Source organism: Microcoleus sp. ARI1-B5, assembly GCF_036705795.1.
Classification (GTDB): domain Bacteria; phylum Cyanobacteriota; class Cyanobacteriia; order Cyanobacteriales; family Microcoleaceae; genus Microcoleus.
Genome location: NZ_JAUBVK010000052.1, coordinates 1 through 20,578, shown reverse-complemented (window position 1 = coordinate 20,578; position 20,578 = coordinate 1). Strand labels below are relative to the sequence as shown.

The 20,578-nt window shown below is 48.5% G+C and carries 15 protein-coding genes; 11 read left to right on the top strand and 4 right to left on the bottom strand.

Annotation, left to right across the window (positions count from 1 at the left end; translation table 11 throughout):
- Window positions 1-116: 116 nt before the first annotated feature.
- The gene (locus QUB63_RS34010; RefSeq protein WP_332949800.1) at window positions 117-1,838 is read right to left on the bottom strand and encodes a flavin monoamine oxidase family protein; all 1,722 of its coding nucleotides are present in this window, start codon (window positions 1,836-1,838) and stop codon (window positions 117-119) included.
- A gap of 99 nt (window positions 1,839-1,937) precedes the next feature.
- On the opposite strand from QUB63_RS34010, the gene QUB63_RS34005 reads away from it, so the two are divergent.
- On the top strand, window positions 1,938-2,852 hold the full coding sequence (locus QUB63_RS34005) for a PPC domain-containing protein (RefSeq protein WP_332949799.1): 915 nt from the start codon (window positions 1,938-1,940) through the stop codon (window positions 2,850-2,852).
- Between the two features lie 288 nt (window positions 2,853-3,140).
- Here QUB63_RS34005 and QUB63_RS34000 read toward each other — a convergent pair whose 3' ends face one another.
- Both QUB63_RS34000 and ribD read right to left on the bottom strand, forming a co-directional pair.
- Complete coding sequence (locus QUB63_RS34000; RefSeq protein ID WP_332949798.1) at window positions 3,141-3,752, bottom strand: hypothetical protein; 612 nt, start codon at window positions 3,750-3,752, stop codon at window positions 3,141-3,143.
- A 52-nt stretch (window positions 3,753-3,804) separates the two neighbouring features.
- Complete coding sequence (gene ribD / locus QUB63_RS33995) at window positions 3,805-4,980, bottom strand: bifunctional diaminohydroxyphosphoribosylaminopyrimidine deaminase/5-amino-6-(5-phosphoribosylamino)uracil reductase RibD (RefSeq protein ID WP_332949797.1); 1,176 nt, start codon at window positions 4,978-4,980, stop codon at window positions 3,805-3,807.
- 188 nt (window positions 4,981-5,168) lie between these two features.
- Here ribD and QUB63_RS33990 point away from each other — a divergent pair, with 188 nt between their 5' ends.
- Entirely contained in the window at window positions 5,169-6,029 is an 861-nt protein-coding gene (locus QUB63_RS33990) for an FAD-binding domain-containing protein (RefSeq protein ID WP_332949796.1), read from the top strand.
- 179 nt (window positions 6,030-6,208) lie between these two features.
- Window positions 6,209-6,622 (top strand): hypothetical protein, encoded by a 414-nt coding sequence (locus QUB63_RS33985; protein WP_332949795.1) that lies wholly within the window; start codon window positions 6,209-6,211, stop codon window positions 6,620-6,622.
- Between the two features lie 229 nt (window positions 6,623-6,851).
- On the opposite strand, the gene QUB63_RS33980 is transcribed toward QUB63_RS33985, so the two are convergent.
- The gene (locus QUB63_RS33980; protein WP_332949794.1) at window positions 6,852-7,391 is read right to left on the bottom strand and encodes a cyclic nucleotide-binding domain-containing protein; all 540 of its coding nucleotides are present in this window, start codon (window positions 7,389-7,391) and stop codon (window positions 6,852-6,854) included.
- A gap of 767 nt (window positions 7,392-8,158) precedes the next feature.
- On the opposite strand from QUB63_RS33980, the gene QUB63_RS33975 reads away from it, so the two are divergent.
- The 8 genes from QUB63_RS33975 (at window position 8,159) to QUB63_RS33940 (ending at window position 20,452) form a co-directional block, all read left to right on the top strand.
- Complete coding sequence (locus QUB63_RS33975) at window positions 8,159-9,271, top strand: outer membrane protein (protein WP_332949793.1); 1,113 nt, start codon at window positions 8,159-8,161, stop codon at window positions 9,269-9,271.
- A 250-nt stretch (window positions 9,272-9,521) separates the two neighbouring features.
- Window positions 9,522-9,704 (top strand): hypothetical protein, encoded by a 183-nt coding sequence (locus tag QUB63_RS33970; RefSeq protein WP_332949792.1) that lies wholly within the window; start codon window positions 9,522-9,524, stop codon window positions 9,702-9,704.
- 302 nt (window positions 9,705-10,006) lie between these two features.
- Entirely contained in the window at window positions 10,007-10,339 is a 333-nt protein-coding gene (locus QUB63_RS33965; protein WP_332949791.1) for a hypothetical protein, read from the top strand.
- On the top strand, window positions 10,332-10,673 hold the full coding sequence (locus QUB63_RS33960) for a type II toxin-antitoxin system PemK/MazF family toxin (protein ID WP_332949790.1): 342 nt from the start codon (window positions 10,332-10,334) through the stop codon (window positions 10,671-10,673). Before QUB63_RS33965 ends, QUB63_RS33960 begins: the two co-directional genes overlap by 8 nt.
- Window positions 10,674-10,738: 65 nt before the next feature.
- Window positions 10,739-13,858: an AAA family ATPase gene (locus QUB63_RS33955; protein WP_332949789.1), complete on the top strand. Its 3,120-nt coding sequence runs from the start codon at window positions 10,739-10,741 to the stop codon at window positions 13,856-13,858.
- Window positions 13,859-14,383: 525 nt separating this feature from the next.
- Window positions 14,384-17,713, top strand: a complete 3,330-nt coding sequence (locus QUB63_RS33950; RefSeq protein WP_332949788.1) for a PAS domain-containing sensor histidine kinase — start codon at window positions 14,384-14,386, stop codon at window positions 17,711-17,713.
- A 140-nt stretch (window positions 17,714-17,853) separates the two neighbouring features.
- Complete coding sequence (locus tag QUB63_RS33945) at window positions 17,854-19,728, top strand: adenylate/guanylate cyclase domain-containing protein (RefSeq protein ID WP_332949787.1); 1,875 nt, start codon at window positions 17,854-17,856, stop codon at window positions 19,726-19,728.
- Window positions 19,729-19,849: 121 nt separating this feature from the next.
- On the top strand, window positions 19,850-20,452 hold the full coding sequence (locus tag QUB63_RS33940) for a Uma2 family endonuclease (RefSeq protein ID WP_332949786.1): 603 nt from the start codon (window positions 19,850-19,852) through the stop codon (window positions 20,450-20,452).
- Window positions 20,453-20,578: the final 126 nt, after the last annotated feature.

Sequence of the window (20,578 nt, the reverse complement as noted above, 5' to 3'; positions counted from 1 at the left end):
TCCCCCCTAACCCCCCTTCCCAAGGGGGGGACAAGAATCCGATCAAAGTCCCCCTTCTTAAGGGGGATTTAGGGGGATCGAGACTTGGATAAAAACCAGTGTCGGGAATTACTGCATTATCTAATACTCGGATTCCTATTTCCAAGACTGCGCGCTCCCGGAACTTTCCGGCTGGGACGGCGCTGGTTCAAACTGCTTGCAGATCGAGCATTCAAAGCATCAGCAGGAGCTGTCAAACCCAAATCTTGCAAAATTTCAAAAGCCGCCCTTTGTCCAGTTTCGCAGCCGCCTTCCATGTAACCTTGATTTTCCAGGGAAGTGTGTTCCCCGGCAAAATATAAATTGCCAACTCGTTCGCCTTCTACGCCGTACATTTGCGTCCACTGTCCGACTAAATAGCAGGAATAAGAACCTTTGAAAAAGCGTTCTCCCGGCCAAAAAGCTCGCACAGCTTTGCCGGTTCTCAGGTTTCTGACACCCGGAAAAACTCTTTCAAATTCGTTCAAAAATCTTTGTGCTTGGTCTTCGGGAGTTCCGCCGCCGATCGACAAACCGCGCTTTCCTCCTGTAAAATTAGTAACTAAACCGTTAGGAGTAGGAGCGAAAGGCGTAGATTCCCAGCTATTTTGAAATCCTAAATCGGTATAAACAGAAGCAGTCGATCGATAAAGTTCCCGCCAAATTCGGCTGCGGTAGCCCGTAACTAACTTAGAATTAGTACCGTAGCCCAACTGCTGGATCGCCCGCAGCTTTGGCTGTGGCAAAGGTACGTTAATTCTAACGTCTCGCAGAGTGCTGAACGGCAAAGTTAACAAAACTCGCTCGTAAGTGCGATCGATCGCCCTTTGTCCCGATCGCAAACTTACCCGATAGCGGCCGTCAGGTAACAGAGTAATCGCTTCCAAAACCGTTCCCGTCTCGATCGAACCAGACAACCTATCCGCTAAACGGTTGACAATTTGACTGTTGCCGCCGTCAATTTGATAGCGCTCGTCGCTGTTGCCGTACAATTCAAAACTGTCAGATTCAGAACCGATTAAAAACAGCAGATTTAACGCCGACTGTTCCTCGGGATCTCGGCCGTATTCCGTCGTGTAAGCAATGCGGAGCAACTGCCGGACAATCGTGCTAGTATCAGCTTGGTCTAGATATTGAGCGATCGAAAGATTGTCCAATCTTTCCGCTGCTTCCGTAAAATCTTGATAGCTCAATTCATCTCCAACTGCCTGCAAATCAGCCTGAATTTTACTGGCTAGCGGTGCAAAATCCGCGATTATTTGCTGGAGAGAAAAACGGCGTCTATCCAAGAAAAAAGTATCCTTCACCAGTCCCCGCTGCGCCTCAACTAAGTCTCTCGCCTGCAAACCCAATTCCGTCGCCAGCGAGATTAAAGTAGTGTGGCCGGTGTCAATAAATTCTCCCCCCACGTCCGCCGGAATCAGCGTTCCAGCCACCTTGGGAAGCGTGCGAATCCTCCCCCCCACGCGGTTAGTTGCCTCAATGATATCGGCGCGCACGCCCCCCTGGCGCAAGCGATAAGCCGCCGTTAAACCCGCAATTCCCGCACCCACCACCAAAATGGGCGATCGTCCGCGCTGCTGAGCAAAAGCTCCCTCCCGGGTAAAAGTCGCAGCAGCGACGGCTGCCGTGGCAGCTAAACCCCCGTGCAGCAAGTCGCGCCGAGAGATGGGAAAATTGGGAGTGCGATTCCCTACGGGATAGCTTCGCTTCACGCCCAGCATCCCCAGCAGTTCATCAGCCGGAATGCCCGTTTCCCGAGATTTCTGGGCAATGGTTGCAGCGCGGCGCAGCATTGCCATCAGTGCAGATTTAGCCATAATTGAGACGCCCTCACAAAACTTTTGATGTAAACTGGATTCTCGATCGAATTTGATTATGCACTTTCCCGACTAAAGTACAGAGAGATTTTTTTAATAATGCTAACCCTCAGAACACTGTTCGACCGCAAATTTTATCTCGAAAACAACCCAGATGTCGCCGTAGCAGTTGCCAGAGGCACGGTATCGACCCCCTTCGATCACTACCAAAAAATTGGTCAATTTGAAAATCGCGACCCCAATGCCCTGTTCGACGCCAGCTATTATTTAGACACCAATACAGATGTAGCAGTATCTGCTGAAAAAAACAAATTTTCCGGCGCCGAGCACTTTATCAAATTCGGTCAATTTGAACGCCGGAACCCCAACCCTTTGTTCGATGTTGGTTTCTATCTCACAAGCAACTCAGACGTTCTGACAGCAGTCCAAACAAATCAATTTAGCGCCTTTGAACACTACTTCAAAGTCGGTCAATTTGAAAACCGCAAACCCAGCGCGTTCTTCGATCCCAACTTTTATCTAGAAAAATATCCGGTGATAGGAGCAGCAGTCTCCAGCGGCGCAGTCAAAAGTGCGATCGACCATTACATTCAATTCGGCCAACAAGAAGGACTGTTGAGCACACTCCCCGCTCCCGCCGATGATTTAAACTCAGCCGAAAATCTGGGAATTCTCACAGACAGTCTAATTGCGAGCGATTTTGTAGGCGCTGCCAAACCAGCCGACATTTACAGTTTCATCCTCAATACTCCCAGCCTTTTCAGTGCAACTGTAGACGGTTTGAGTGCAGATGTGGATGTAGAATTAATTCAGGATCTCAACGGCAACGGCGCAGTTGGATTAGATGATATTATTACCTCATCTAACAATTTAGGTACAGCTTCAGAACAAATTGTCAGCAATGGCGCATTGCCTGCGGGGACTTATTTCGTCCGCGTTTCTCAATTTCAAGGCGATACAGATTACAACTTGAGATTGCTATCCGCTCCCTCAGTAATACCGCCCCAAACCTAAATAGGTAATGGGTAATGGGTAATGGGTAATGGATAAGAAAGCAATCGCTTGGGCTTGACAAAACTAACTAGAAAACTGCCATGTCGCCCGCCTAAATCGTCAAGGAGACCTACACTTTTTTCGGATATTACTTCGTGTTCTTTACGCCTTCGCGGTTCGTAAAAAAATATCGTTTACAATGATTTATACTTGCCATAAAACAAGCTCCGCCAGGTTTTAATTGACCAATTCCCAATTACCAATTCCCAATTACCAATTCCCAATTACCAATTCCCAATTCCCCTGGTATTAATTATTAGTTGTTGACCCCCCAGGAGAAGGCAAAGATTGAATAGGTGCTGGCGACCAATTAGACCGATTTCTCATTAGAGTAGCCGACACCAAAGCATAGCCCAAAACAGCAGGAAGCACGATCGCGCTCAAAAACACGATCGCCGCCGCCCAAGTCATCGCATTCGACATCGGGCCGTAATGAGTGCGGTAAGGGTCAAACGCTGGTAAATTAGACCTCGGGGCGTCCCGCAGGGCGATCGGACGTTTGAACCGTACCCGCCTGTCATCAAGCTTTTCGAGCAAAACCCAGCCAACTTCCGCCTCTTCCCGACACAGCTTGTGAAAAATCGCAGGATTGCGAAACAAATCGCTGCTAGCCCGGACAATCTTGTACTCCCAAACCGTCAAATCATCAGAATTGCGATCGGATGTGGGATGGCCGTTGGCGATCGCATTTTCAGGCGCAGTAAAATTATCTTCTTGAGATTCGTGCCGAGTCAAAACTTCCTCCTCCTCATCGCATTTTTGCCCCGCAGCCAATTGCTCGCGGCTCACCAAGACACCCAGAATCGCAGCCTCCAAGCCGAGACTGCCAACCATCAAACTCCAAATCAGAATTTCAGTCATAAAAGGAGTTAAAAGTTAAAAATTAAAAACTAAAAAGACTCGCTTTTAACTTTCAATCTTTAATTTTAAAATAGCCTTCCACCACACAATCTTCACCCACCGCGCGCCAAGAAACCCGCTCTAAAGTCAAAGCATCAGTCATTGCCGAAAACCCCAAATCTCCCACAGGAGTTGGAGCATCTCGGCCGCCGACAATTTTAGGAGCAATAAAAGCCATAATTTTCTGCACTGCACCTTCAGCAATTGCTTTAGCCGCCAAAGTGCCGCCGCACTCCCAGAGTACAGACATAAAAGATCGATCGTACAAATAAGCCATCACATTAGTCGGAGTCAGCGGCGACAACTCCACAACTTCCACCCCTTTTGCAATCAAAAATTCCTGAAATTCGGGATTAACCCCAGGCTCAGTCAGCACCAAAGTAGCCGCCGAGGAGGTTTCCCACAACCAAGCCGACTTCGGCAAATCCAGAGAGCGGCTCATCACCACCCGCAGCGGATTGTTTCTGTCAGGCTGGTGGCTTGTCAGTTGGGGATTGTCTAGACGCACCGTATTTCCCCCAACAATCACCGCATCGCAGCCGACGCGCACCCGGTGCACCTCGCTCCGAGCCTCGGAGCCTGTCACCCAAGCGCTGTGACCGGTACTGGTAGCAATTTTACCGTCCAAAGTCATCGCATATTTCAAAATACCGAAAGGCTGGCGGTGCAAAATCCGGTGTACGAAAGCCTCGTTCAGTTTCTGACAAGCTTCCCCTTCCACTCCCGCCACCACTTCAATGCCAGCATCCCGCAACCGGGCGAGCCCAGTGCCAGCTACCAAAGGATTCGGATCGACCATGCCAGCGACTACTTTTGCCACCTTGGCCTTAATCAAAGCTTCGGAACAGGGAGGAGTCCGGCCGTAGTGGTTGCAGGGCTCCAGGTTGACGTAAACAGTCGCTCCTTCGGCGAGTTCCCCCGCTTCCCGGAGCGCAAACACTTCGGCGTGAGGTTGACCGGCACCGGGATGGAACCCTTCGCCGACAATTTTGCCGTCTCGGACAACTACGGAACCGACGAGGGGGTTGGGTGCGGTTTTGCCGAGGGCGCGGCGGGCCAATTCTATGCAGCGGCGCATCATGGCTCGATCGAACTCTTGAACTTCGCTGTTTTCCAGTTGTTTTGTACCTTGCTGCTGTCGGTTAGCTAAGCTGGCGATCGGTTTAGCGTCCGCCTCAAAAGTTTCCATAAGATTTTGGTATGATATCTATCCCTGAGTGTACTGAGTTATAGCTAATTTTAGCTGCCAGCCGACGATCGATTGTTGAGGCAAACTTTACGGTATCAGGAGTAAAGGGCGATTTAGGGCGATCGACCAGGCACGCCCAAACAAATACCTTTAACATGAGGAAAGAATAGCAGGCGCTTGAAAAAACAATGAGTCAGGACATGAAGCGGGAATTTGCCAACCGCGACGAATTAATTGCCTACGTGCGTGAACAGTTCCCCGAAGCCACCGCCAGGGATAGCAACGTACCCCCAACCGCAGGCGGGCGCAAAGCAGCCGAGACATTGCTGCAACAAGTCGATCCCGGAAAATACGCCTCCACCCGCAACTTTCAGGGCGGCGCAGTAACGCGCTTGTCACCTTATTTACGCTACGGCGTTTTGAGTCTTGCCGAAGTCCGGGACGCCGTACTCTCGAAGGTGCACCATCGAGAAGAGGCCGTAAAACTCGTCAACGAGTTGGGTTGGCGGGATTATTGGCAGCGGCTGTACGCCGAATTGGGCAAAGGGATTTGGCAAGACCGGGAACCCTACAAAACTGGTTACACTACCAAAGATTACAGCGAAACTCTGCCGGAGGATGTCATTGAGGGCACGACTGGTTTAGTTTGCATTGACAGTTTCAGCCGCGAGTTGCGGGAAACAGGTTATTTGCACAACCACCAGCGGATGTGGATGGCTAGTTATCTGGTACACTGGCGCCGCGTGCGCTGGCAAGCCGGAGCTCGCTGGTTTTTGCAACATTTGCTAGATGGAGATCCGGCAAGCAACAATCTTTCTTGGCAGTGGGTAGCGAGCACTTTTAGTCACAAGCCTTATTTTTTTAATCGGGAAAATTTGGAGCGTTACACTAAGGCGGTTTATTGTCGCGATTGTCCTCTGTACGGGCAATGCGATTTTGAGGGAAGTTACGAATATTTGGAGAGCAAGTTGTTTCCTCAGGGCGAAAAGGTCGATCGCACGGGCGGTTCTAAAAGTTGGCAACGCCCTCAGAAGGGAAGGAAAAATTAAGTCAGTTGACAGTTGACAGTTGACCTGTGACAGTTGACCTGTGACAGTTGACATTAGGAAGAGGGAAGAAGTAATAAAAATAATTCAATTTTTTTAAATTCCCAATTAGCAATTACCAATTCCCCATTACCAATTAGCAATTACCAATTACCAATTACCAATTACCAAATTACCAAGTTATGAACAATCCGATTATTTGGCTGCACGGCGACTGTTTGAGTCCTCAAGGCCCCGCTTTTCAAGCGCACCCAGAGGCACCGGCGATCTGGGTTTGGGACGACGCGCTCATCGATGAATGGCAGTTGAGTCTCAAACGAATGGTGTTTATTTACGAGTGTTTGCTAGAGTTGCCGGTAGTTATTCGGCGCGGCGATGTGGCTGCGGAAGTTATCGCTTTTGCGATCGAATGCGGCGCGAATCAAGTAGTCACAGCGGAAAGTCCCAGCCCTCGGTTTGAGGATATTTGCCGGGAAATTAGGATCTCGCACCCAGTAGAAGTTTTGCCACCAGAGCCGTTTGTACGCTACGATGGCTACATTGATTTGAAGCGTTTTTCCCGCTACTGGCGCGTCGCCGAAAAATATGTTTTTTAATGGCTAATTGGCCAAACAGGGCATTGGCCAAACAGGGCATTGGGAATGGGGAATTGGGAATGGGGAATTGGGAATGGGGAATTGGGAATGGGGAATTGGGAATTGGGAATTGGTAATGGGGAATTGGTAATTGATAATGTAAAAAAGTTGAATTATTTTTATTACTTCTTCCCTCTTCCTAATGTCAACTGTCACAGGTCAACTGTCACAGGTCAACTGTCAACAGACTTCAACTCCCCTTCAAACGCTGCAACAGCCATTCAAATCTAGATTGAGCCAAATCGGGATTTTCGACATTGGGGGCGAGCGCGCGATCGTCGTCAGGGTCTTGATATATTAAATAATCAGTCTCTTCGCCGAAACGCCTGACAGTACCCCGCAGTCTCGACGACAGAAATTTGGTAATCGCCCGATAAAACCGCAGGGAAAACAGCACGTCTTGCTCGAGTTTTTCAGTTAGCAGCCGCCTCGGAATTGACAGGATGAGGCACTCATCAATTGCCGTGACGCTAGCAGAAGGAAGCCTCCCGTCTACAAAAGACATTTCGCCCAACACTTCCCCGCAGATGATTTTTCCAATTTCTTTGTCGCCCAAAGATGATGCAGTAACGCTCAAAGTTCCATCCAGAACTATGTACATGGCATCTAAGGGTTTACCTTCGACGATCAGGGTGGTGCCGGGGGGCACTTTGGTGCGGGTACCGTTGGCGAGCATCCAATCGATGTCGCGATCGCTCAATTCGCCTAATATGACTAGAACTTTTCTCATAAAGTCAGGTTTAGATCGGATACTTTCTATTTTTTTACTTGTTTTAGTTGCGTGCTGTTGTTAGATCGTCAGACCCTGAGCGAAAGCGAACGCCAAACTTTACTAATAAAATACTCAATTTTACACGATTCTAATAATATTTAATTATTTTGACACGATCGAGCTACAACTGTTTTTCGGGTCAGTGCTATTTTACATTACTTGTCAGAGAGTGTGCAGCAGCCGATCGCCCTTGAGCGCGCAACTGCCCCAATTTAGACCCCCGGATTCTCCAAACAGTTGTCAAACCTTGCTGTCTCTTCGTTTCGAGCCTGTGCGCCCTTCCGCCGGATTTTTGGGCTGTTGCTGCGAGTGCAGCGCCCCCAAGTACAGCATGGTAGAATGCTCGCTCGATCCCGATCGACCCCTGAATACTATTTTAGATTTTAGATTAAAGACTTGAAGAATTGGAATGACTGATGAAGAGCGCGGTTTATAGGTAGTCTGAGGTAGTCTACAGTTGCATTTTAGTGTGGAAAGTGGTATAAGCAGCGAGGGTGAAATCCTCCTTAAGATTGATTTTTAGGCGATCGATGGGTAAATTAAAATTAGCCTATAAACCCGCCGTCGGTTCTTGAATCTAATCAGCAGAGAGAGTTGACTCTAAGAGGGTTAAGTGCCAATCTAGGAACAACACAACTCATATTTGTGTCATTTTTCAGCAAAGCTCTCGACAAGAGCCCTCAAACACTTACACTTTTAACACACCGTTCATTGAGGAGTGTCTTATGAATAGTCTATTTTCCAAGTCTACTTTTGCGTTAATAAATCTTGCAGCTTTAGCTGTTTGTTGCAGTACCATGCCAGCGAAAGCTGAAACTGGCAACTTGCCCGATGTCGGTACAACTGCAAATGCGGTGGCTCAAAATATTGACCAAATTTCTGAGCCGGCGGCAACTTCAGCAGTTAAACCCGATGCCGAAACAGCGACTAGCAATACAAAAATTGATTCTATCAGTTCGATCGAACTAACAGCAGCGGCCCAGCCAGCAGCCTCCGCACCTGCAGCCAACTCGGAAGCATCTGTTGGTGCACCGGAACAATCTGCAGCAGCAACATCTGAAATTGCGGAAACTGAAACTGCGCCAAATACATCCATCGCTGCTGAGACACAAAACTCGGAAGAAACAGCTAAAATTGCTGAGAATAGCGTAGAAACGCAGCCAAAGGTCGAGATTGCCGAAAAGATCGATCGACCTACCTCAATTATTGCCGATCGACCTAATTCGGAACTGACAGCAGCAAAAGAAGAAAAAGAAGTCAAAACAGCACAAGAAGTGTTGAGCAATCCTGTCAGCACTTCCGCCTCGGCCCTGACAAACCAACCGAAACTTGCCCAAAAACCGGCAACAGTCTCGGAAAAACCTCAGATATTGGCTCAACCAGGTAGCACCATCAGACCCGGCCGAGCTACTCGTTCCGGGCCCAGCTACATCGGCATTGGCGCCAATATAGGTTTTGGCGGAGATTCAGCCCTAGGCGACACTTCATTTGCGATTCTTAGCAAAATTGGTTTGACGAACAATTTCTCGGTGAGACCCAGTGTTTTGTTCCGCGACAATCTAACTGTTCTCGTTCCAGTCACCTACGATTTTGTATCTAAAGAGGCCGTCGAAGTCAGCGATGATTTTGTGATTACCGCTGCTCCTTATTTAGGTGCTGGCGTAGCACTTTCTACCGGTGATAACGGTCATTTTGGCTTCCTGATTTCGGGGGGTGTAGATGTGCCGCTGTCCACCAATTTTACAGCCACAGCCGGACTGAATGTGGGTTTTCTCGACGGAACTAACGTGGGATTGTTAGTCGGTGTCGGCTATACCTTCCCGAATGTTGCCAGATAGTTTTGCTGTTTGAGCAAGCGCAGGACAACTAAATAGGCGCGGGGTTGGCTGTAGGAATACAGTCAACCCTTTTTGATGGTGGAAAATCAAAAGCAATCCAGAACACGGCAATTTGGAGAACACTTAGTTGTAGAATAGATAACTAGCCTTAGTAAAAAGTAGAATCCTATGTCGCAAGGAATCTTCAACACAATCCTCAATCAGCTTGACAACCTGGAAGTCATAGAAATACAGCAACTAGAGCGCGTTATTGGGAGATATCTGGCCGGGAAAGAACAAACTGCTCAACGGACAAAATTTCACTCCCGCGCTGTTAACTTCTGGTTTAGTCAAAAAAATCAAGCATTCTTCTTGGAACCAGCAAATAGAACGCCGATTAATTCAGGTACAGGGCAAGCCTGTTTCTGAGACAATTATTGAGGAACGCCGCTAGATGACAATTTATTTTGTAGATAGCAGCGCGCTGGTCAAACGCTACATTAATTAAATAGGTTCGGCATGGGTTTTGAATTTGTTCGATCGCACAGTTCGTAGTGTGGAATGCGAGTCCGCAAGAAAAGAGCGGACTCGCATTCCGCACTGCGAACCTATCCGATCGTTGTCAATCGACGGGACACGATAGGAGGGTTTGGTAGTTGAAAATCCTAACAACTATCCGTAATATCGATCGTCGCCGGACGCGGAAATTCGGAGGATGAGGTGCAAAATTAACTGCGATCGCCCAGAGGGATTTTTGTGAAAGATATAATGATGGTTGGATCGCACTTTCTCACCCACCACCCCAAAAAAACCGTGACCAAAACAGAAATCTTAGCAGCACTCAAAAATCTGACAGCAGAAGAACGCCTAGAAATCATCGAAACGGCTTCGCGGATGATGCGCGAAGAAATCGAAGCAAAAGCCCAGCGCAAAGCCGAGAAAAAGCGCCAACTCAGAGCAGCAGCAGAAGCAGCAGTCAAGGATTATATGCCGGGAGGTGCTTTACATGATTTGTGGTCGCCAGACAGCGAACCATATTTTGAATCCGAGGAAGAATACCTGAACGCTGGGATAAAAACTAATGCGTAGAGGCGAAATCTGGCTGGTTACACTTGAGCCTACTGTTGGTGCAGAAATCGGCAAAACCCGTCCAGCAGTTATTGTCAGCGATGAGACGGTGGGAATTTTGCGGCTTGAAGTTATTGTCCCCATCACTGACTGGAAAGAGCGATATACACAGAGAAATTGGATGGTTCGACTAGAACCCAGCGGCGAAAACGGCTTGATTAAAGTCTCAGCCGCCGACACTTTTCAAGTCCGTTCTGTTTCCCAACAAAGGTTTAGCGGACAACTCGGAACCCTTTCGGAGACAATTATGGAAGAAATTGCAGATGCACTGACAATTGTTTTGGATCTGGATTGAATAACTAGGCAACAGCGCACAAATAGTGTTATTTATAGATAGATTGTATGGCGCGATGGCCTTAAATGATTCCTATACAACTTACACTCAAAAATTTTCTCAGCTATCGCGAAGCTGCTTTAGACTTTCGCGGACTGCACACCGCTTGCATTTGCGGGCCTAACGGTGCTGGTAAATCTTCTCTCCTAGAAGCGATCGCCTGGGCGCTTTGGGGCTGTTGCCGCAGCGATACAGAAGACGATATCATCCATATTGGCGAAATTGATGTGCGCGTTGATTTCACTTTCTCCACGGGCGGCCAAATCTACCGGGTGATTCGCAACCGCCGGCGCGGACAATCGGGAAGTTTGGAATTTCAAGTTAGCTTGAATTTTGCTGAAACTCAGGAGCAACTTAATTTTCGCACGCTCACGGACAAGGGGCTGAGAAATACTCAGCAGAAAATCCTCGAACACATCAAGCTAGATTACGATACTTTTATCAACTCGGCGTATTTGCGGCAGGGGCGAGCTGATGAGTTTATGCTCAAAAAGCCGATCGAGCGCAAGCAAGTTTTAGCCAACCTCCTCAAACTCGATCGCTACGACACTTTATCGGAACAAGCCAAGGAAAAGTCGAGAGAATTTAAAGCCAAAGTAGAAGTCCTCAAACACGCCTTGCAGACAATCCAAGAGCAACTGCAACAAAAAGAGGATCTCGCATCCGAACAAACTCAATTGCAGCAAGCAACCGATTTGCTCTCTTCACAGCAGCAAGCCGACACAGCACATTTGCAGCAACTGCAACTCCAGCACCACAACCGCCAAACTTGGCAAAAACTCCTCGCCGGGCACCAGCAACAGCACTACAATATCTCTCAAGAATGCCGTCGCTTGCAGCAAGAACTCGCTGCGGCCAAACAGCAGCAACACGAGCTGCAAGCCCTGCTAGAACAAGAAAATGAAATAACAGCAGGCATTGCTTATTTCCACAGCTTGCAAGCCACAGAAGAGACGCTCTCGGGCAAATTCAAAGCTCACCAACAAGCCCAAAATCAGCGCCAAAAATTACAAGAACAGCAGCGGCAAGAACTGAGCCTTTTGCAAAACAAAATTCAGCAGTTGCAAGCTCAATTAGATGTTTTAGAACAAGATGAAAAAGATGTTCTGGAGGTTCTCAAACAGCAGCCGGAGGTTGAGAAAGGACTCGCACAGTTGCAAGCAGCCCGATCGCGCCTCAACGAACTAGAACAACTGCAACTGCAAGTTTCGCCGCTGATCCAACAGCAGCAGCAAAAGCAACAAAAGCTCGATCGCGCCCAGGCCGGTTTAACCGCCCGCTTAGCCGAAATCAACCGACAGGTGCAAGTTCAGCAGCAGCAGCGACAGCCGCAATTGCAGCAGGAAATCTCGGCCATAGCCAATCAAATTTTGCAGTTGGAAAACAAGCGAGTTTACCAGGAGCGAGTCCGCGAAAAAGGTCAAGAAAGGCACAGCTTTCTGGAAAACCTGCAAGCCAAAAGCCGCGACTATCAAACCAGGCTCGCCGAAATTGACCAAAAACTGCAACTGCTGCGGAAAAATGAAGGAGAAACCAGCGCAACTGAAGGTAAAGCTGCCAAGTTTGCGGAAACTCAGCAAGCGAATTCACCTTTAATGGTGCGGGATGCAAATTTTGGGAATTGTCCTTTGTGCGATCGACCTTTAGACGAACACTACTGGAATTTGGTAGTCACCAAACACCACTCCCAACAGCAGGAAATCTGGAACCAACTGTGGGTTGTGCGCGAACAGTTGGCCGTCTCCGAACGCGAAATTCAAGTCCTCAGACATGAATACCGCGAACTAGAACAGGAATTAGCGCCCTATCAAGAATTGCGGGAACGCCGCAGCCATTTGCAAGCACAATTGGATGGCCTGGGCCAAGACGAAAACCGCTTGCAAAGTATGCGTCAAGATGCTGCGGAAATAGAGCGGTTGCTGCGTACTGGCGAGTATGGAGCCGATGACTTGAGGGAACTCCAGCAAATTGAACAGCAACTGCAACTGCTCAATTACAGCGATCGCAGCCACTCACTCGCCCGCAGCGATGAAAAGCGGTTGCGGTGGGCGGAAATTAAGCAAGCTCAAATCAAAGACGCTCAGCAGAAACTCAATAAAATTAACAGCCGCCGCCCGGATTTGCAAACTCAATTAGCCGCCGTACAGCAACAGTTAGAACAGCAAAAAAATAGCTCGGAAATTCAGCAGCAAATTCTGTCTTTAGATAGATACATTGCGGAAGTTGGCTATAATTTGGAACAGCACGAACACGTCCGCAGCGAAATGCGTAAAACGCAATTTTGGATCGCCCGCGCCGAAAAATTGATCTCGGCAACTCAGCAGTACCCGCAAGTGCAGCAGCGGGTTAATGAAGTCGCAAATTCGATCGCCGTGCGCGATCGCGATTTGCAAGCTGTCACCGCTCAAACTTCGGCGATGAACCAGCAATTGCAAGAACATCCCGATCCGACTGCTCAAATAAGTGCGATCGAACAGCAAATGGGTCGCCGCCGCCAGCAGCTAGACCAACATTTGGGAAGTCTGGGACGGCTCCAGCAGCAGCAGCAAAATCTGGAAGCTTTGCAGGTTCAGCTTGTAGCTCAAAAAGAGCAAATGCAGGTTGCTAAACGCCAATACAAAGTTTATCAAGAGTTGGGTCAAGCTTTTGGCAAGAACGGCATTCAAGCTTTAATGATTGAAAATGTTTTGCCTCAACTGGAAGCTGAAACTAATCAGATTTTGTCGAGATTGAGCGCGAATCAGTTGCACGTGCAATTTATTACTCAGCGGGCGGCTGCTTCTAAAAAAGCAACTAAATTGATAGACACTTTAGACATTCTCATTGCTGATGCTCGCGGTACTCGTCCCTATGAAACTTACTCGGGCGGTGAAGCTTTTCGGATTAATTTTGCGATTCGGCTGGCGCTGGCGAGACTGCTGTCTCAGCGGGCGGGTACGGCTTTGCAAATGTTGATTATTGATGAGGGATTTGGGACTCAGGATGCGGAAGGGTGCGATCGGCTGATTGCTGCAATTAATGCGATCGCCTCTGACTTCGCCTGCATCCTCACCGTTACCCATATGCCGCACCTGAAAGAAGCTTTTCAAGCCAGAATTGAAGTAAGTAAAACTGCTCAGGGTTCTGGCATCAGCTTGTCAATCTAAAAGGGTTAGACCATTTTCGATTAAAGATCGGACGGCGGTTGAAACCGCGTCTATAAAGGCTTGCACCCACTAGAGAGCGGGTTGAAGATCCGACGGCGGTTGAAACCGCGTCTATAAAGGCTTGCACCCACTAGAGAGCGGGTTGAATACCGGGCGGTTAAAATTATGTTATTTTCTTTACACTGCGTCCGTGTTCGGCGAGCGAAGTCGAGTCGCGGACGAAAGTTTGTATGGGCTGCGATTGCAATACTCGGGACGCTCGCAAAGACAAAAAAACGTTAACCCAAGCGTATTGTTGAAGAGCGGGCGAATTCCATTCGCGCGCTTTTCAACCCGCTCCCGTCGCGTGAGTGTTTGTATAGGCGCGAATTCCCTTCGCCCGCTCTTAATTTCCCCGTAGGCTTTTTGGGGCTGCTGAGTTTGTTAGACTAAATTAAAAATAAGATAATAAAATAAGAATGCGTCAAGCTATAGATAATATTTTATTGTTCTGTCCGTTCTTGGGGAGTGTGGGTATTGCCACCGATGACAACAGACTCTTTTCACCTGTCTCTGCTAGAGCGGGCGATCGCAGCGTCGAGCAACAGCATCCTAATTGCAGATGCAAGCTTGCCTGAAACACCAATTATCTACTGCAATCCTGCTTTTGAGAAACTGACCGGCTACACCCGGGAAGAAGTCATTGGACGCAACTGCCGGTTTTTGCAAGGCCCGGATACCGATCGCGCCGAATTAGACAGACTCCGCAGCAGTTTGCGATCGGGCACGGAAATTAAGGTAGTTCTCAAAAATTACCGCAAAGACAAAACTCCTTTTTGGAACGAATTAACCGTTTCCCCCGTCCTAGATGGCGAGGGCAAATTAACTCATTTTATCGGAGTTCAGAACGATATTACCCAAAGAGTCGCAGCCGAAACAGCCAGGGAAGAAAGTGAAGAAAGATTGCGGGCGATCGCCACTGCGACTCCGGTTCCCATGCTGATTGCGCGCCTGGAAGACAGCACGATTTTGTACGCCAATCCAGCCCTCTGCGAAACTTTCGGTTTGAGTTCCCAAAAGCTTGTCGGCAGCAAAAAGAGCGACTTTTATGTTAATTTGAGCGATCGCCGTCAATTAGTAGAATTAGTCAAACAGCACGGCTTTAGCGACAGCGATCAAATCTGCCTCAAAAAACCAAACGGCAGTTTTTTCTGGGCAAAAATGTCGATGCGAGCGATTAGTTTTAACGGCGCAGCAGCAATTTTATCGGCATTTTACGATATTACCGATCGCGTAGAAGCAGAAACAGCACTGCGCCAAAGCAAAGCGAGGTTGCAAAAACTAGCAGCCAACGTTCCCGGCATGATTTATCAATTTCAGCTAGCAGCAGACGGTACTGCGTCATTCCCCTACGTTAGTTCCGGCTGCCGCGAACTCTACGAATTAGAACCAGAGGTGCTGCAAAATTCAGCTACTCCGGCGATCGAAATGATTCATCCAGACGATGCGCCAAGCTTCCAGGAAACTGTGGCTATCTCAGCTAAAACTTTAGAGCCTTGGCGGTGGGAAGGCAGATTTGTTTTCCCGGGCGATCGGATTAAGTGGGTTAGCGGGGCTTCTCGGCCAGAAATGGGCGAAAAAGGTGATATTATTTGGGACGGCTTGTTGATTGACATTAGCGATCGCAAACAGGCAGAATCAGCACTGCGGCAAAGCGAAGCCCGATTCCAAAAAATGGCCGCCAACCTGCCGGGAATGATTTATCAATACTTGGTGCGTCCTGACGGTTCCAACCAATTTATTTATGTCAGTCCCGGCTGTTGGGAACTCTACGAATTAGACCCCGAAAAAGTTCAAAAAAACTCAAATTTAATGCGGTCGCTGGTGCATCCAGAAGACCTACACCCGATGCTAGAGTCGCTCACAATTTGCGGGGAAAATTTAAAACCTTGGAAATATGAAGCGCGGATCGTCACGCGATCGGGAAAACAGAAATGGATTCGCGCCATTGCCCGCCCCGAACTGCAACCGAGCGGCGAGATACTTTGGGAGGGGGTGACAATCGACATCAGCGATCGCAAGCTAGCAGAAATCGCCCTGGGCGAGTCAAAAATCGCCCTGCAACAAGCCAATCAAGAACTGGAAAAGCGCGTCCTAGAACGCACGGAAGCCTTGCAAAAATCCCAAAAAATGCTGTGGTTGGTAATCAACAATATCCCTCAGTTAATTGCCTGGAAAGATCGAGATTCAGTTTACTTGGGAGGCAACAAAAACTTTGCCAAAATCGCAGGTTTGAATCATCCCAGTGAAATCGTCGGTCTCACGGACTGCGATATGCCCTGGAAGCCAGAAGAAACTGAATTTTTCCGAGATTGCGATCGCCGGATCGTGGCAACCAACACCCCAGAATATCACATTATTGAGTCCCAACTGCAAGCCGACGGCACCCAGCGCTGGTTGGATACAAATAAAATACCCTTGCACGACAATTACGGCAATGTCGTCGGCATTTTGTGTACTTTGGAAGATATCACTGACCGGCTTTCCCTCGAAGCTAAAGTCCGCGCCAGCGAGGAACTATTTCGCAAAATATTTGAAGATGCACCCATCGGTATCTACTTAGCCAATTTAGATGACAACCAGTTAGTGCGAGTCAATAAAAGTTACTGCGAAATGCTGGGATATACCGCAGCAGAATTGCTGGGCAAAACGTTTATAGAAATTGGGCATCCCGAAGATAATCACAAAAATATCCAAGTTGCTGCTGCTCTCGATCGGGGAGAAATTCCGAGCTATCAAATCGAAATCCGCCAGATGGCGGCTACAGGTAAAATTGTTTGGGTAAACCTGACAGCTACTGTGATTCGAGACGGCGAAGGAAAACCCATTTACAACTTAGGGATGATTGAAAATATTACCAACCGCAAAATTTCCGCAGCAGCACTCCAAGCTTCCGAATCTCAATTGAGAAAACAAGCATCCCAATTGCAAGAAGCCTACGAACAGCTCCAACACGCTCAAATCCAATTAGTTCAATCAGAAAAAATGTCGAGCCTCGGTCAGATGGTGGCTGGCATCGCCCACGAAATCAACAATCCCGCAACTTTTATTAACGGCAATATTTCTCACACCTACACCTATTTTCACGATTTAATAGAACTCTTGAATCTCTACGAACACTGCTACCCGTCGCCAGTTCCTCAGATTTCTGAAAAAGTTAAGGAATTAGAGTTGGATTTCCTCAAGGAGGACTTGCCAAAAATGCTAAACTCTATGAGAGTAGGAGTAGAAAGAATCAGTAAAATTGTGCTGTCGCTGCGGAACTTTTCGCGGCTGGACGAATCAGAAATGAAGTGGGCCGACCTTCACGAAGGAATTGACAGCACGCTGTTGATTGTGCAGCACCGATTGCATCAGGAAAATCAAAAAAGCCGGATAGACATTATTAAAGAATACGGAGATATATCGAAAATATACTGTTGTGCGGGGCAGTTAAACCAGGTATTTCTCAACATAATCAACAATGCGATCGACGCTCTAGAAAACCAAAAGCAACCCCGGACGATCGTGATTCGCACTCTCATGAAAACAGCCGGGTTGAAAAACAACAGTAAAAGCAAGCTCGGTGAGTGCGATCGCATTGTCATTTGCATCGCCGACAGCGGCCCGGGAGTGACCGAAGAGGTTCGCAAACGGATGTTTGACCCCTTCTTCACCACCAAACCGGTCGGGTCGGGCACAGGCTTGGGATTGTCCATCAGCCATCAGATTGTGGTAGAAAAACATAGGGGAAGTCTGCGGTGCATCTCAGTACCCGGACAGGGAGCGGAATTCTGGATTGAAATTCCCAGCACGAGCGATCGTCCTTTCATTTAAAAGTTTCAATATCTAACTTTTAATTGCCAATTGCCGTCGGTGCTTGAGTTATCAGGGTTTGGAATTAACGGCACTCAGACGGCGAAATTAATCTCACTTGCGCGGTGTGCTCATCTGCTGCCCTTATTCGCTAGGCAATTATGCTGAAAAAACTACCTTTATCCTGGTCTCGCTACCTTCCAGCGGGGTTGACACTCGCTTTGGGTGTGGGACTGTCGGCCCTGGCATTTGCCTTGATTTGGGACTGGGAAGACAGGCGCCACGACTACGAAATGCACCGCCGCATCGATGATATTTCGATCGGCATCGAACGCCAACTCAACTCCGACTTAGACGCAGTTCTCGCCCTCAGCGACTACATGAAAGCCTTTAGCGCCGTCGAGCGTTCCTCTTTTGCGCGGTTTGTCGGCCGTCCCCTATCCGTCCACCCCAGCCTGCAACTCCTGGCTTGGGCCCCCCGCGTCCCCAATTCCGAGCGGGCCAACTACGAAGCCAAAGCCAAAACCGAAACCGACTCCAGCTTCGAGATTACAGAGCGCGGCCCCCGAGGAGAACTGCGCAAGGCTAGCGAGCGTTCCGAATATTTCCCGGCTTTCTACGTCGAACCAACAGCCGGAAACGAGACAGTATTGGGCTTTGACCTCACCTCCCACCCAGAAATCCGCGCCGCGATCGATGTAGCGCGCGATACCGGAGAAATGATTGTCACCAGCTACGCCGGCCTAACTGAGGGCAATTCCACGGAACCGAGTCTTTTGGTAATAGTTCCGATTTACGAAAACAGCACTAAACCGACTACCTTGGAATCCCGCCGCCAACTGCTGCAAGGATTTGTTCTGGGCGTATTTCAAGGCAAAGATATTTTCCAAACCTCTTTAAAAGGACGCAATACCGACTACCTCACCATTTATCTCGCCAGCGAGGCGAAAGACAAGCAAGAAGCACCGCCGCTGTTACCGCCAACGGGCTACCCCGTTCTCAAAAATCAAGCTGCTGACGGCGAAATTCCCCAATTTGCGGTGCTGTTCCAATCCTCCAGCCAACAAGTGTTGACCGCATCGGCGGCTGCGAAACGAGAGCTCTGGTCAAACTGCCCGATTCTAGACGATCCAGGCCCGAAGTATACAGCTTGCCAAAGGCTGCTGAAAATTAGCGGCCAACAGTGGTCTCTGTACGTGTCCGCAACGCCGGAAATTCGCAAGACTCGCAAGCACTGGCGCTCTTGGGGAACTCTGACGATGGGGATGCTGTGGACTTTGCTGCCGGTGACATATATGCTGACAGCTTTGAGCCGCACCGCCCAAATCGAAAAGCTAGCCCGAGAAAGAATTCGCGGGGCCGAACAGTTGCAGACTGCTTACCAACAGTTGGAACTCGAACAAGCTAAATCCGAGCAACTGCTGCTGAATGTTTTGCCGGCGGCGATCGCCCTGCGTTTGAAGGACAACGAACACAATATCGCCGAAAGTTTTGGGGAAGTAACTGTGATGTTTGCCGACATTGTGGGGTTTACAGAGCTTTCGTCGAGAATTTCAGCGACTGCGGTGGTGGAAGTGCTCAACGATATTTTTTCGGCTTTTGACCATTTGGCGGATCGCCACGGTTTGGAGAAAATTAAGACTATTGGTGATGCTTACATGGTTGTGGGCGGTTTACCTACGCCGCGAGAGGATCATGCGGAGGCGGTGGCAAATATGGCGATCGATATGCTGCACGAAATCCGGCTCCTGAGTTTAGAACATTCGGAACCTTTCAGCATTCGGATCGGGATTAGCAGCGGCCCTGTAGTTGCCGGCGTCATCGGCTTAAAAAAGTTTATTTACGACCTTTGGGGCGACACTGTAAATATTGCTTCGCGAATGGAATCCCACGGGATTACCGGCTGCATTCAAGTCACCGCCGAAACCTACGAAATATTAAAGGATAAATACACTTTTCAGAAGCGCGGGGCGATTCAAGTTAAGGGCAAGGGATACATGATTACTTATTTGCTGACTGGCAAAAAAGATGATTAACACCGCCCAAAAGCGGATACAAGGCTGCGATTCCCCGATCGACTAAGACTTTCGATCGCAAAGCTAAGATAGGGTAAGCTTAAGGTATTCTGTCACGCCTGCACCAAAAAAAGGAAAAACCATGACGACGCTGCTAATTCAAACCGAAAGCGTCCCACTGACGGTTAATTTCCCTGCGATCGAATCGATGACTGTTGAACAGTTCTATGAATTATGTCTAGTTAATCGCGATTTGAGAATTGAGCGTACAGCCAGTGGCGAAGTTATCATTATGCCAGCAGCCTTTTCAGATACAGGGAACCGAAACGGTAAGATTGCCCTACAACTTGCGAACTGGACAGAAGAAGATGGCACAGGTGAAGCGTTTGACTCTAGTGCAGGCTTTACCTTACCCAATGGAGCAATCCGCTCCCCCGATGTCTCATGGATTAAACTAGAGCGCTGGAATGCCTTAACTGAAGAACAAAAAGCCTCATTCGCTCCGATTTGTCCAGACTTTGCGATCGAATTGCGGTCTGCTAGTGACACTCTCAAGGGATTGCAAAACAAGATGCAAGAATATATTGACAACGGTGTATCGCTCGGCTTGTCGATCGATCGCAAAAACAGAAAAGTCTACATCTACCGTCCCGATCGCGAACCTGAAATCTTGGATAATCCTGAAACAGTGAGCGCAGATCCAGAGTTACCGGGATTTGTCTTGCGGATGGCAAAAATCTGGTAATTTATATCGTTACATCGGGTGCATCTCATTTTTGCAAATATATTCGTAGGGGTTAACGGCAGTTGACAGAATATCTATATTTACCTATATTTTAAATAGGTAATTCTCGGTAAAGCAGTGGACAGA

Excerpts from the sequence above, each read along its gene's own strand:
- QUB63_RS34010 (WP_332949800.1), bottom strand. The coding sequence starts at position 1,838 with ATGGCTAAATCTGCACTGATGGCAATGCTGCGCCGCGCTGCAACCATT.
- QUB63_RS34005 (WP_332949799.1), top strand. The coding sequence starts at position 1,938 with ATGCTAACCCTCAGAACACTGTTCGACCGCAAATTTTATCTCGAAAAC.
- QUB63_RS34000 (WP_332949798.1), bottom strand. The coding sequence starts at position 3,752 with ATGACTGAAATTCTGATTTGGAGTTTGATGGTTGGCAGTCTCGGCTTG.
- ribD (WP_332949797.1), bottom strand. The coding sequence starts at position 4,980 with ATGGAAACTTTTGAGGCGGACGCTAAACCGATCGCCAGCTTAGCTAAC.
- QUB63_RS33990 (WP_332949796.1), top strand. The coding sequence starts at position 5,169 with ATGAGTCAGGACATGAAGCGGGAATTTGCCAACCGCGACGAATTAATT.
- QUB63_RS33985 (WP_332949795.1), top strand. The coding sequence starts at position 6,209 with ATGAACAATCCGATTATTTGGCTGCACGGCGACTGTTTGAGTCCTCAA.
- QUB63_RS33980 (WP_332949794.1), bottom strand. The coding sequence starts at position 7,391 with ATGAGAAAAGTTCTAGTCATATTAGGCGAATTGAGCGATCGCGACATC.
- QUB63_RS33975 (WP_332949793.1), top strand. The coding sequence starts at position 8,159 with ATGAATAGTCTATTTTCCAAGTCTACTTTTGCGTTAATAAATCTTGCA.
- QUB63_RS33960 (WP_332949790.1), top strand. The coding sequence starts at position 10,332 with ATGCGTAGAGGCGAAATCTGGCTGGTTACACTTGAGCCTACTGTTGGT.
- QUB63_RS33955 (WP_332949789.1), top strand. The coding sequence starts at position 10,739 with ATGATTCCTATACAACTTACACTCAAAAATTTTCTCAGCTATCGCGAA.
- QUB63_RS33950 (WP_332949788.1), top strand. The coding sequence starts at position 14,384 with ATGACAACAGACTCTTTTCACCTGTCTCTGCTAGAGCGGGCGATCGCA.
- QUB63_RS33945 (WP_332949787.1), top strand. The coding sequence starts at position 17,854 with ATGCTGAAAAAACTACCTTTATCCTGGTCTCGCTACCTTCCAGCGGGG.
- QUB63_RS33940 (WP_332949786.1), top strand. The coding sequence starts at position 19,850 with ATGACGACGCTGCTAATTCAAACCGAAAGCGTCCCACTGACGGTTAAT.